Consider the following 12241-nt stretch of genomic DNA (forward strand, 5'->3'; position numbering starts at 1 on the left):
ATAGTATGGATTCTTCTTTACAAGTTCTGTTACGAAGCCTTATTGATCCCAGAAAAGATCCCAACCAGAACTTTTCGCAATCGAAGTTGCCTTGGCCTTCAGGGACAAGAATCAATGGAGAAGTCTTAGCAAAACTATCTGCAGATATCTATTCAGTGATTTTGAAAGGTAAAAAAATTACCCTTCAATCCAATCAGAAGCTATGGCCTGGTCAGTCTATAACAGTAGAGATCGAGAAAAATCAAAAAGATCAAGCAATCGCTAGAATAATACCTCAACAGGCTCCTCCCAATTTATACAGTGCCGTACGAAAAGAACTATCTTCTTCAATAGATAAAATTGGATTGCGCAATTCGGTAGAAAATAGACTTATTTTCAACACATTAACAAAGTATCAACTAGAGCTTACAGATGAGAATTTTCGTCAAGTAAGGCAGGGAATGAATCTTTTAGGCTATAATAATAGTGCTTCAGCGCAAATTGTAGCATTTGCCATTAAAGTTGGTTTGCCTGTTCAAAAAGATCTTTTGCTTTTATTACAGCAAGCATTTAGTTCAGAAGAATTGTTTAAGAGTCTTCAAACTTGGATTGCTCAAACAAAAGATTTAATAAAACAGAATAAAAGTTACCTCTTAGAGCAAGAAGAACGGGTAAATATTACTTCTAGACAGAACAGAGGAGATCAGGTATATAATAAAGATCAGAGTCGCTTAAACAATATAAGCATGTTGCTTACTATTCAAGATTCAGTGGAAAAATTGGAAAAAAGACTGCTCCAGTTGTGTTTGCAAAGCTATGATAAAGATAATGCAGTCAAAGAAAAAATTGCTACTATTATGGAAGCACAATTTATTCGACCAGAAAGTCTTAAGCCTATAGAAGGGAGAGCTCTGTTCTCTAGAAGAGAGCGTTTGCTTTCTCTCATTAATGATACATTGAATGAATTGGAGTCATTAGAAAGAAAAGGTGGTGAATTAGCAAAAGGAAAAAACTCTCCTTGGATGCAAGTATTCTCGCGAGGTGTAGCTCTTGAAGAGTTATGGGCAGGGAGACAAATTCTACAATTATATGACAAATCTACTGGTCAGAACAATGATTCCTACCTTTTTTTTATACCTTTTCAACAAGCAGAAGGGCAAGAGGGCATGGCGCAATTAAAAGTGTACAAAGAGGCTGGAAAAAGATTGGTAAATCCCAAAAATATGCGCCTTCTTTTTTTATTAGAGATGAAGCATATCGGTACTCTATGTATGGAGTTAGAAATCAAAGAACAGTCTGTTTATGGCCGTGCAACAGTGCAACAAAAAGAAATTGCTATATTGGCTGAAGCACTGTGGCCTCAATTGCAAGCAACTTTCGCTGCAATGAACTATACTTTGCATACTTTTGATTGGGTAGTTGGAAATCCTGCTGAAATAGAGCCGCTAGAAGAACCTTCTGCGAGAAAAGAGAGAAGAGATCTTGACCTCTTTATCTAGGAGGACATAAGATGGTGGAAGAAAAAAAAAGATCCTAAAGAACTCTTGGCTGTCGCTCTACGGTATCAACAAGAGAAGGAAAAAGCACCTCGTGTGATTGCATCAGGAAGAAACTATGTAGCTCAAAGAATTTTACAAGTGGCCCAAGAAGAGAATATTCCTATTCATGAAGATAGTTCTATGACGGAGTTGTTATCAAAGCTTGAGCTAGGAGATGAAATACCACCAGAACTTTATGGTGTAATGGCAGAACTTTTTGCTTTTATTTATGGGCTAGAAAGAAGCTATAAGGAGCAAAGAAAAGAAATAATTAGAACAAACAAGAATAACGGCTTTAGAGTAAAAAAATAAGCTTTTCGGAAGGGTTTTATAAAAAAGTAGAGAATAAATATTTTTTGGGATATAGCTGCTTCCTTGGGCATACGTCTGTAGGAACTATTGCTAGTTCATAGAGAAAGGAGGGGAGGCGGTGTTAAAAGACTATCTGGGCATAGGTATGTTTTTGGCGGTTGGTCTAATTATGCCACTGGTCATTCTTGCTGTGTCGGCTTTATTACAGAAACTATCGATTCGATATCCCAAAGTGGAAGGGCCGGCGAAGTATGATGTGTACGAGTGTGGCGTTGAAACCAAAGGCGATACCTGGGTACAGTTTAAGACAAGCTACTTTTTGTATGCTTTGATCTTCGTTGTCTTTGATGTGGAAGCCATATTCTTGTTTCCCTGGGCTGTAACATTCCAGGAACTAGGTACCCCTGCATTTATTAAGATGTTTATCTTTATCACGATTCTAGTTGTTGGTTTCTGGCACGCCTGGAAGGAAGGAGCTTTGGAATGGAAATAGGAAAGGACAAAGACGTTCTTTCAGAACGTCAGGTCCAGGATCTCGTCAAAAATAACATTATTTTAACGAGCCTTGATGCTGTTTTTAACTGGGCAAGAGGCAATTCTTTTTGGCCTCTTACGTCAGGTCTTGCCTGCTGCGCCATTGAGATGATGGCTTGTGGTACCAGTCGTTTTGACATCGCGCGTTTTGGTTACGAAGTATTCCGTCCTTCACCAAGGCAAGCCGATGTTCTTGTTGTAGCTGGTACGGTCACTGATAAAATGGCCGATCCGCTGGTGCGTTTATACGATCAAATGGCGGAGCCTAAGTGGGTTATTGCCATGGGATCTTGTGCATGTACCGGTGGTCCCTTCATTGACTCTTATTCTGTTGTGCCTGGCGTAGATAAAATACTGCCTGTCGATGTCTATGTGCCCGGTTGTCCACCGCGGCCGGAAGCTTTGATTGATGGCTTCTTGGCACTTAAAGAGAAGGTACAGAACCCGACGAAAGTGGGGTTAAAGTAATATGTCAATGTCACTTCTAGAAAAGATTACAACGGATGATCTGCTTGCATCGCTTGGACAAGATGTACAGCTCCTTGGGGAAGGTGCCAACCTCTCAGTGGTTGTTCCTAAGGAGAGACTTATCGCAGTTATGGAAGAATTGTTGAAGAATTATTCTTTTGACTATCTTGGCGATGTTACAGCTGTTGATCGAGGCGAAAGTGGATTCGAAGTCGTTTATCATCTTTTTTCCATCTCTAATAAATACGAGTTGCGTGTAAAAACGATAACTACGCAAAGTGAAGCTGAAGTTCCTACGGTCACTTCTGTATGGCCAGGAGCAAACTGGATGGAACGGGAGGTTTACGATTTAATGGGAGTGGCTTTTGCCGGTCATCCTGATATGACGCGGTTGCTGTTACCTGAGGAGTTCGAAGGCCACCCCTTAAGAAAAACCTTTAAGCTTCAACCAAGAGCGTAGGATAGGTTAGGTGAATATTTTTGCAAATGCAAACACAAACCTTTGAATTGAATATGGGTCCTCAGCATCCTGCTACACACGGTGTTTTGAGGGTTATATTAGAATTAGATGGAGAGATTGTCGTTAAAGCGACACCTGTAATTGGCTATCTTCATCGCGGTATTGAGAAGATTTGTGAGAACAGGAGCTACGTACAGTCAATTCCTTTTACCGATCGAATGGACTATCTTTCTGGTATGAATAACAACTTGGCAATTTGTCAGGCCATTGAGAAGTTAATGGCTTTGGAAGTGCCAGAAAGAGCAGAGTATATTCGTGTTATTACAGCAGAATTGAACCGAATTGCATCTCATATGATCACCATCGGTGTTCTCGCTCTCGACCTGGGCGGTTGGACAGGCATGGTATATGGCTTCCGCGATCGTGAGAAGATTCTGGAGCTCTTTAACAAACTATGTGGTGCTCGGATGACTTTCAATTATATTCGCGTAGGTGGCGTGGCCTGGGATTTACCCGATGGTTGGATTGACGAGTGTCGTCAGTTCTTAAAAGAGTTGCCAGAGATGCTAAAGACCTATGATGAACTAATCATGGGCAACGAGATTATTCAGTTACGTTTAAAAGGCGTCGCGCCTTTAAGTGCTGAAAGAGCCATCGCCATGTCGGCGAGCGGCGCTGTTTTACGAGCTTCTGGAGTCGACTACGATGTTCGGAAAGCGAACCCGTATGGTATCTACGATCGCTTTGATTTTGAAGTGCCTTTAGGTACTGATGGTGATAACTGGGATCGTTTTTATCTGCGCTATCTAGAAATTATTCAATCGGCTCGAATCATTGAACAAGCCCTCGAAGGCATTCCTGAAGGGCCTGTTATGGCAAAGGTACCAAAAATGCTAAGGCCACCTGTTGGCGAGGTATATCATCATGTTGAAAACCCTCGTGGAGATCTTGGTTTTTACCTCGTTAGTGATGGTTCACCAAAACCTTACAGATGGCATGCTCGGCGTCCGGCCATGATCAATTTACAACTGCTTGATGAGTTATCAAGAGGTACTTTCATAGCAGACGTAGTTGCGACTCTGGGTACTCTTGATCCTGTATTGGGAGAGGTGGACTGCTAAATGCCACAAGGTGGGGAGACGAGGAAATGAAGGACAATCAAGATATTTTGTTAACCATCGCTGCCACCTTACGTTCTTTTTTAGATCCTTTGTTGGGTCAGCCTGATGCAGTCGATGTAGCCATGTACGGTGTTGGTCTTGCAGTGATTCTAGGGATTATTTTTGGCAATGCCGTAATTTTGGTTTGGGCGGAACGTAAAGTGGCTGGTTACATGCAATCGCGTCCAGGACCGAACCGAGTAGGTCCCATCGGACTTTTACAGACCGTTGCTGATACAATTAAGTTAATAACCAAGGAAGATATTCGACCTAAAGGTGTCGATCGTTGGGTATGGTTTTTAGCCCCTGTTGTTCTTTTTGTACCAACACTTGCAGCGTATGCTGTATTTCCTTTTAGCGATGGACTCATCGCTGTTGATTTGAACATTGGTTTGTTTTACTTTTTAGCCATTGCGTCTACCGTAACCATTCCATTCTTAATGGCTGGTTGGGCTTCTAATAACAAGTACTCCTTGTTAGGTGGAATGCGCTCTGTAGCTCAGATGGTTAGTTATGAGATTCCACTGGTCTTTTCATTAGTCGGTGTTGTTATGCTTGTTGGCTCCTTAAAAATGTCATCGATTGTTGAAGCACAGTCTGGAATCTGGTTTGTTTTCTTACAGCCTGTAGCCTTTTTGATTTATGTGATTGCAGCTACTGCAGAAACGAACCGTACACCTTTTGACTTGGTAGAAGGTGAGTCAGAGATCGTAGCGGGACCAATGACAGAGTACTCAGGTATGAAGTGGTCTCTCTTTTTCTTGGCTGAATATGCAAATCTATTTGCTGTATCAGCGATTGCTACGACAGTCTTTTTGGGAGGCTGGCAACCGCTACCTATGCCAGGCGCTCTTGGTGAGATGTTAGCAGCCATTCCAGGATGGATCTGGTTTGCTGCAAAAACCTACTTCATGATCTTCCTTTTCATGTGGTTCCGGTGGACTTTCCCACGCTTTCGTGTTGACCAACTGATGGCATTCGGTTGGAAAGTACTACTGCCTCTTGCTTTGGCGAACATCCTGGTCACCGGTGTCGGTATCTATGCCTACCGCATGGCGATTGGAGGGTAATTGATGCTGGGTAAAGGTTTATTGACAGGGATGGCTGTCACCCTGAGAGAGATGTTTCGCAAAAATGTGACAGAAGAATATCCAGAAGTGCAACCAGACCTAGGAGAACGATTCCGTGGAGGTCGTCTTGAACTCAATGTAAGCAAATGTATTGCCTGCGGACTTTGTATGACCAACTGCCCCAACGGCTCTATCAAGCTTACAACTGTTAAAGACGAGAATAACAAACGTCAATTGAATACCTATGTTCACAATACAGGACTTTGTCTTTTCTGCAACTTATGCATAGAAGCTTGTCCGCCTAAATGCATTGAATGGTCCAAAGAGTTTGCGTATTCCGGCTATTCGAGAGATGCTTTAATTTTTGATTGCATGGCTCTTGATAAACAACAAAGCGCAGAGGATAAGAGTCAAACAACAGAGGAAAAGGGGTGAACGTACTGTGAATGAGACGATCTACGTAGTTGCTTTTTACATTTTGGCGGCTATTGTTCTTTTGTCAGCAATCGGTGTTGTAGTTCTCAAAAACATCGTTCACAGCGCTCTTTTGTTGGCTTTGACTTTTGTCGGTGTAGCTGGTTTGTATGTTTTACTCAATGCAGACTATTTAGCAGCTGTTCAAGTTATGGTCTATGCTGGTGCTGTGGCTATCTTAATTGCTTTCGGTGTTATGTTAACGCGTAGACCGAATATGAAAGAGTCTAACCCATTTAATAAAAGTGCCGTCGTCGGTTTTGTTGTTGCTGCAGGTGTTTTTGGCTCTATGGCTTGGGCAATTTTATCTACGACCTTCCCTCTAGGGTTAACTGCACCGAGTGATGAGATATCTGTTCGTGGTGTGGCAAAATTGCTACTGGAAGACTACACAGTATCTTTTGAAGCAGCAGCCTTGCTCTTAACAGTGGCCATGGCTGGCGCTATTATCATTGCCAAGGGGGCGAAAAAAGCGTGACCATTGGATTGACCCACTTTTTAGTCCTTGGAGCGGCCCTCTTTTGCTTAGGTCTTTTTTGTGCCCTCTCAAAACGTAATTTAATTGCCATTTTGATGGGTATTGAGTTGATGCTCAATGCTGTTAATGTTAATTTAATTGCTTTTAATAAGTTTGTAGCTCCAGGAAGTTTTGAGGGACAAGTTTTTTCCATCTTTATCATTGCAGTGGCTGCTGCTGAGGTTGCGGTTGGCTTAGCACTCGTCATTAGCATCTACCGGGATCGCACTACTTCCAGTGCGGAAGAACTGAACTGGCTTAAGTTGTAAGCGATTATTAGATGCGATTTTCGTAGTAAAGGTAGGTGTGATGGGGCAATGGCTTTTGCCCAATTTAGTTTAGAAAATGCTTGGCTTATCCCATTATTGCCCTTCATAGCCTTTTTGTTGATTGTCTCTTTCTTCCGGAATATGGAGAAGACAGCTTCAACAACGGCTATTGTATTTAGTGCCATTTCATTTGCATTGGCCTTGGGCGTTGTAACATCGGTTTTACAAAGACCAGAGCTCATTGAAGAACCTCTTGTTTATTCTATGCGTTGGTTCTCCATGCCTGGCTTAGAGATCTCCATGGGTGTACTTATAGACAGCGTTACGGCCATGATGCTTTTTGTCGTTACGTTAGTTGCTACCATGGTTATGATCTACTCAACGGGTTATATGCAAGGCGACCCTGGTTATAGTCGCTTCTTTGCTTATCTCTGTCTGTTTGCAGCATCTATGTTAGGTCTAGTTATCTCCACCAACTTGCTGCAAATGTTTGTATTTTGGGAGCTCGTCGGTCTTTGCTCCTACTTGTTAATTGGGTTCTATTACTTTAAAGATTCGGCGAAAGAAGCAGCCAAAAAAGCCTTTATTACGACTCGTATTGGTGACTTTGGCTTACTGATTGGTATTTTACTGATTCAGGTCAACTTCGGCACTTTGGAGTTTGTAGAACTTGCTGAAATGATGCCCGCTTTTGCGCTAGCCCATCCCTTTTTAGTAACTTTAATGGGGATTCTAGTCTTTATCGGACCTATTGGTAAGTCTGGTCAATTCCCCTTACACGTATGGTTGCCTGATGCGATGGAAGGTCCTTCGCCTGTATCGGCTCTAATTCACGCTGCAACCATGGTTGTTGCCGGTGTTTACCTTGTTGCTAGAGCTTTTACACTCTTCCAATTCTCACCCGAAGCAATGATGGTGATAGCATATATCGGTGGTTTTACAGCTTTCTTTGCTGCTTCGATTGCTATTACACAGAGAGAGATGAAGAGAATATTAGCTTACTCAACAGTCTCTCAGCTTGGTTACATGATGCTAGCGTTAGGTGTTGGCAGCTTAAGTGCTTCCATGTTCCACCTAATGACGCACGCTTTCTTTAAAGCATTGATGTTCTTGGCTGCAGGTTCTGCTCTTCATGCGATTCATGGACGAACCGATATCTTCCAAATGGGTGGCTTACGGAAGAAAATGCCTTGGACGGCTGCCTTTATGGTTATTGGTTTGCTGGCGATTGCAGGAATTCCGCCTTTTGCTGGTTTCTGGTCGAAAGACGAAATTGTTCTGGCTGCTCAACTAGGTGGCTATACAGGACTCTACTATTTGGCCAAAATCACTGCTTTTATGACGGCATTTTATATGTCTCGTATGGTTTTCGTAGCTTTCTTTGGCAAAGAAAACCCCGAGAACCATCCCCACGAATCGCCTCCAAGCATGCTCTTCCCAATGGGTGTTCTAGCTATCTTATCCATCTTTGGTGGTCTTGTAGGAGCGCCTTGGCTAGAAAAAGGCTTCTCTTATTGGATTCGCTATGGCGAATATGTGCCTCACCATGCCGATTTAATGACGATGGCAAGCTCTGTTTTAGTTGCAGCAGCTGGTATCGGATTGGCTTGGGTAATTTATGGCGCTAAATTGATCGATGCAAATAAATTGGCTGAAAAAGCATCTTTTCTACACAAACTTTCCTACAACAAGTTCTATATTGACGAGATTTATCAATGGATGAACAAGACAATTGTCGCAACTACAAGCCGAGCGCTTTACTGGGTAGACCTTCGCGTAGTTGATGGTGCCGTTGATGGTTCAGCTAAGTTAACAGGCTGGCTTGGTGACAAATTGCGTCTTTCTCAAACGGGTCAATTACAACATTACGCCATGATATTCTTTGCTGCTGTTGTACTGCTAGTAGCGATCATGGGAATGATGGGAGCAGAAACTGCTATGGCCCTGATCGGAGGTGGAAAGTAAGTGGACTTTCCTTTGCTTACCATCGCGCTACTAACACCGCTCCTTGGGGCACTTGCCTTAGCTTTCGTTCCCAAAGATGAGCATAAAGTGATTAAGACTTTATCGGCTTTCTTTACAGGAATCCCCTTACTGATTACGATCTTTGCTTACTTCACCTATGATTTTGCTCAAGGTGGTATGCAGTTTGTAGAAGAAGTGCAGTGGGTTCAAGACTTAGGTATCACTTATATTATGGCTGTTGACGGTATTTCTTTACCCATGCTACTTTTAACCAATTTAATTGGTTTTAGTGCAGTTTTTGCTTCTTGGAATATCGAAAAGCGGCCGAAAACCTTCTTTATCCTTTTGCTTATTCTGATTGCTGGTGTTATGGGGACCTTTATTGCACAAGACCTCTTCTTCTTCTTCCTATTCTATGAAGTTGTTGTTATCCCCTTATATATCATGGTTATTATTTGGGGTTCCAGCAAACGAGTTACCAAAGAGTATGCGGGTATGAAGTTAACGATTTACCTACTCGTAGGTTCCGCTTTGCTGCTCGTTGGCTTGTTGGCTATGTACCTCAATGCCTATCCCGCTGGTGAGAGAACCTTCTTAATTGAAAGCTTGCAACAAGCGCAATTTAGTGATGAGTTCCAGATATTTGCCTTCTTGCTGCTCTTAATTGGATTTGGCTCACTCTTATCTATGTTTCCCTTCCACTCTTGGTCACCCGATGGCTACGCCGGTGCTCCGACGGCAGTTTCTATGATTCACGCGGGTGTATTAAAGAAAATTGGTGGATACGGATTAATTCGTATCGGTATTCTTGCCCTTCCTGTGGGTGCAAAATTCTGGGCTCCTTTGATAGCAATTTTGGCTGTCGCGAACGTAGCTTATGCAGCCATGATTGCTCTTTCACAGAAAGACTTGAAGTATGTTGTCGGTTACTCTTCTGTTAGCCATATGGGCTTTGTCTTAATTGGACTGGCCGCTATGAATGTCATCGGTATCAACGGCGCCATTGCCTATATGTTTGCTCACGGCGTCATGTCAGCACTCTTCTTTGCTTTGATTGGACATGTTTACGAGAAGACCCATACTCGACACATCCCTGATCTTGGCGGTCTTTCTCACCAAATGCCTCGTACGGCCGTAGGCTTTATGATCGCAGGTATGGCAGCCCTTGGGTTACCTGGTTTGATATCCTTTGTTCCAGAATTCACCATTTTCATTGGTGCTTTCAAAGAGTATCCCATCATGGCTGTAATTGCAATTACAGGTATTATCATTACGGCTCTTTACACGCTCCGACTATTGGCCAACGTTCTCTTTGGCCCTCGTCGTCCTGAGCTTGATAAATATCGGGATTTGCAAGGTGTTGAAATGGTGCCTTTGGTTCTCTTAGGTGCTGTCATTATCATCATGGGCTTCTTCCCAGCTCTCTTAATGGACATGGTCAATGCAGGCGTAGAACCTTTGCTTGGTCCGCTTTTAGAAATGCTTAGTGATACTCCGACCATAGGAGGTGGATTCTAAGATGAACTACAGCTTGCTATCCACCGAAATGCTTATGGCCGCCCTGGGCATAGGACTCTTAGTATTGACCATTCTTTCCCCAAGAGAAAAGGGACATCAAGGTATCGGTTATGCAGCTGTCCTTGGTATGTTTGGAATCTTAGTAGCATTAACCTTTCAATATGGGATCAACGAGACAACGTTCCGTGAGATCTGGATCGTAGATGACTTTGCTGTTTTTATGAAACAAGTGTTTTTAATTTCAGCAATTCTGGTCACCTTAACTTCGATGCAGTATATTAGTACTTTGCCTCGTTATCATGGTGAATTCTTTGTCATGATTGTCTTTGCCACATTGGGTATGATGGTGATGGCCTCTGCCAACGACTTAATTACCCTTTTCGTGGGAATGGAACTGATGACGGTTACCTTCTTTGTCTTAGTTTCATTTATTTTAGGCAATGGACGCTCTTCTGAAGCAGGTATGAAATACTTGATTCTTGGTGCCATGTCAACAGCGATTATGCTCTATGGTATGAGCTTGCTTTATGGCTTAACAGGAACAACGATCATTCCTGAACTTATGGAGCGACTAACTTGGAGCCCTGCACTCGCTGTTGCAGTTATCATGATTATTGCAGGCTTTGGCTTTAAGATTGCAACGATTCCTTTTCACATGTGGTCACCTGATATTTATGAAGGGGCGCCTACGCCGATTACAGCTTTTCTAGCCGTAGCTTCTAAAGCAGCTGGATTTGCCGTTATGATTCGCCTCTTCATTCAGGGTGTTCCAACCACAGGTGTTGATTGGATTGTTATTATTGCAGGTTTGGCATTGGTGACCATGATCTTTGGTAATATCATTGCTATTCCACAAACAAATATCAAGCGCATGCTAGCCTACTCTTCGATTGCCCAGGCTGGTTACCTCCTGGTAGGTCTTATGGCAGCGGATGTAGCAGGTATTAAGAGTATCCTGTTCTATACGATGATTTATGTCTTTGCCAACATTGGAGCATTTGCAGTTGTCACCGTTGTTGGTAAAGAGCTTGGTTCCTATAAAATTTCTGATTATGCAGGCTTAGCGCAGCGTCAACCTTTATTGGCTACTGTGATGACGATTAGCTTGCTTTCATTGGCAGGTATCCCACCCTTAGCAGGCTTTGTAGGCAAATTATACTTATTTGCCGCTATCATGGATCAAGGCATTCTCTGGCCTGCTTTTGTTGGATTTGTAATGTCTATGATCTCAGTCTATTATTACTTGAATGTATGTCTCTATATGTGGAGAGACGATCCAACCGATGAGCGACCGATTCATGTGAGTGGTGCCATTAAGTTCACTGTTGTGATTTCCATGGTTGTAACGTTGGTCTTGGGTGTCTATCCACAACCACTGGCTGAAATGGCCAATGTGGCAGCGAGAGTTTTGTTCTAATATGTTTCAATGAAGAAGCAAGCCTTGTTAGGCTTGCTTTTTTCTTTTTCTTTTTCTGTAGTTTTCTTATTGCTTCTTTCGTATCCTTACTCGAAAAGATAGTTAATTCATTTTCTTAGGGGGGAAATAAGATGATTAGAGTCGCTGTTGCTAGTAGTGATGGAAAAGTTGTTAATCAACACTTTGGACGAGCTAAGCAGTTTTTAATCTTCGAAATTGTAGAGGATCACTTTCAATTTCTTGAAATCCGGTATACATCACCTGCCTGTACAGGGCAAGACCATCGTGAAGGTCAGATGAGTCAAACGATTGAAATGCTTGCCGACTGTAGAGCTGTTTTTGTAAGTCAAATTGGGCCTGGTGCATCTGAAAAATTACTAGCCAAAGGCATTGTTCCTTATAGAATAGCTAACTTTATAGAAGAGGCTATTAAAGAATGGATGGTAATCGAAGGTCTCAGTTTCGATTGATTTTTTAAGTGAATCTGTCTAGATTAACAATAATTAAGGGACAGTTTAGCAGAACTGTCCCTTAATTATTGTTAAATTTGCAAGAGTGGC

14 protein-coding genes are annotated in these 12241 nt (G+C 42.4%); all 14 read left to right on the forward strand.

Annotated elements, in window-relative coordinates:
• Window positions 1-5 precede the first annotated feature (5 nt).
• The 14 genes from FTV88_RS09375 to FTV88_RS09440 all read left to right on the forward strand — a co-directional run bounded on the left by FTV88_RS09375 (window position 6) and on the right by FTV88_RS09440 (window position 12151).
• Window positions 6-1478, forward strand: a complete 1473-nt coding sequence (locus FTV88_RS09375) for a hypothetical protein (protein ID WP_153725390.1) — start codon at window positions 6-8, stop codon at window positions 1476-1478.
• 45 nt (window positions 1479-1523) lie between these two features.
• Window positions 1524-1829 carry an EscU/YscU/HrcU family type III secretion system export apparatus switch protein gene (locus tag FTV88_RS09380; protein WP_243137078.1) on the forward strand — a complete coding sequence of 102 codons (306 nt, stop codon included), beginning with the start codon at window positions 1524-1526 and terminating at the stop codon, window positions 1827-1829.
• A 118-nt stretch (window positions 1830-1947) separates the two neighbouring features.
• Entirely contained in the window at window positions 1948-2322 is a 375-nt protein-coding gene (locus FTV88_RS09385; RefSeq protein WP_153725392.1) for an NADH-quinone oxidoreductase subunit A, read from the forward strand.
• Entirely contained in the window at window positions 2313-2831 is a 519-nt protein-coding gene (locus FTV88_RS09390) for an NADH-quinone oxidoreductase subunit B (RefSeq protein WP_153725393.1), read from the forward strand. Before FTV88_RS09385 ends, FTV88_RS09390 begins: the two co-directional genes overlap by 10 nt.
• 1 nt (window position 2832) lies before the next feature.
• Window positions 2833-3291 (forward strand): NADH-quinone oxidoreductase subunit C, encoded by a 459-nt coding sequence (locus tag FTV88_RS09395; protein ID WP_243137079.1) that lies wholly within the window; start codon window positions 2833-2835, stop codon window positions 3289-3291.
• Between the two features lie 26 nt (window positions 3292-3317).
• On the forward strand, window positions 3318-4412 hold the full coding sequence (locus tag FTV88_RS09400; RefSeq protein ID WP_207707848.1) for an NADH-quinone oxidoreductase subunit D: 1095 nt from the start codon (window positions 3318-3320) through the stop codon (window positions 4410-4412).
• Between the two features lie 26 nt (window positions 4413-4438).
• Window positions 4439-5521, forward strand: coding sequence for an NADH-quinone oxidoreductase subunit NuoH (gene nuoH, locus FTV88_RS09405; RefSeq protein WP_153725395.1), 1083 nt, complete (start codon window positions 4439-4441; stop codon window positions 5519-5521).
• A 3-nt stretch (window positions 5522-5524) separates the two neighbouring features.
• Window positions 5525-5956, forward strand: a complete 432-nt coding sequence (locus FTV88_RS09410) for a NuoI/complex I 23 kDa subunit family protein (protein WP_153725396.1) — start codon at window positions 5525-5527, stop codon at window positions 5954-5956.
• A 7-nt stretch (window positions 5957-5963) separates the two neighbouring features.
• A complete protein-coding gene (locus FTV88_RS09415) occupies window positions 5964-6473 on the forward strand; it encodes an NADH-quinone oxidoreductase subunit J family protein (RefSeq protein WP_153725397.1) in 510 nt (169 codons plus the stop codon).
• Window positions 6470-6781, forward strand: a complete 312-nt coding sequence (nuoK, locus tag FTV88_RS09420; protein ID WP_151617860.1) for an NADH-quinone oxidoreductase subunit NuoK — start codon at window positions 6470-6472, stop codon at window positions 6779-6781. Before FTV88_RS09415 ends, nuoK begins: the two co-directional genes overlap by 4 nt.
• A 48-nt stretch (window positions 6782-6829) precedes the next feature.
• On the forward strand, window positions 6830-8746 hold the full coding sequence (gene nuoL, locus FTV88_RS09425) for an NADH-quinone oxidoreductase subunit L (RefSeq protein WP_153725398.1): 1917 nt from the start codon (window positions 6830-6832) through the stop codon (window positions 8744-8746).
• Window positions 8747-10264: a complex I subunit 4 family protein gene (locus tag FTV88_RS09430; RefSeq protein WP_153725399.1), complete on the forward strand. Its 1518-nt coding sequence runs from the start codon at window positions 8747-8749 to the stop codon at window positions 10262-10264.
• 1 nt (window position 10265) lies between these two features.
• On the forward strand, window positions 10266-11681 hold the full coding sequence (locus FTV88_RS09435) for an NADH-quinone oxidoreductase subunit N (RefSeq protein ID WP_153725400.1): 1416 nt from the start codon (window positions 10266-10268) through the stop codon (window positions 11679-11681).
• A 131-nt stretch (window positions 11682-11812) separates the two neighbouring features.
• The gene (locus FTV88_RS09440) at window positions 11813-12151 is read left to right on the forward strand and encodes a NifB/NifX family molybdenum-iron cluster-binding protein (protein ID WP_153725401.1); all 339 of its coding nucleotides are present in this window, start codon (window positions 11813-11815) and stop codon (window positions 12149-12151) included.
• Window positions 12152-12241: the final 90 nt, after the last annotated feature.

It is taken from the genome of Heliorestis convoluta (genome assembly GCF_009649955.1).
Taxonomy (GTDB): Bacteria; Bacillota; Desulfitobacteriia; order Heliobacteriales; family Heliobacteriaceae; genus Heliorestis; species Heliorestis convoluta.

Coding starts and splice junctions, on each gene's coding strand:
- FTV88_RS09375 (WP_153725390.1), top strand. CDS start 6: ATGGATTCTTCTTTACAAGTTCTGTTACGAAGCCTTATTGATCCCAGA.
- FTV88_RS09390 (WP_153725393.1), top strand. CDS start 2,313: ATGGAAATAGGAAAGGACAAAGACGTTCTTTCAGAACGTCAGGTCCAG.
- FTV88_RS09395 (WP_243137079.1), top strand. CDS start 2,833: ATGTCAATGTCACTTCTAGAAAAGATTACAACGGATGATCTGCTTGCA.
- FTV88_RS09400 (WP_207707848.1), top strand. CDS start 3,318: ATGCAAACACAAACCTTTGAATTGAATATGGGTCCTCAGCATCCTGCT.
- nuoH (WP_153725395.1), top strand. CDS start 4,439: ATGAAGGACAATCAAGATATTTTGTTAACCATCGCTGCCACCTTACGT.
- FTV88_RS09410 (WP_153725396.1), top strand. CDS start 5,525: ATGCTGGGTAAAGGTTTATTGACAGGGATGGCTGTCACCCTGAGAGAG.
- nuoL (WP_153725398.1), top strand. CDS start 6,830: ATGGCTTTTGCCCAATTTAGTTTAGAAAATGCTTGGCTTATCCCATTA.
- FTV88_RS09435 (WP_153725400.1), top strand. CDS start 10,266: ATGAACTACAGCTTGCTATCCACCGAAATGCTTATGGCCGCCCTGGGC.
- FTV88_RS09440 (WP_153725401.1), top strand. CDS start 11,813: ATGATTAGAGTCGCTGTTGCTAGTAGTGATGGAAAAGTTGTTAATCAA.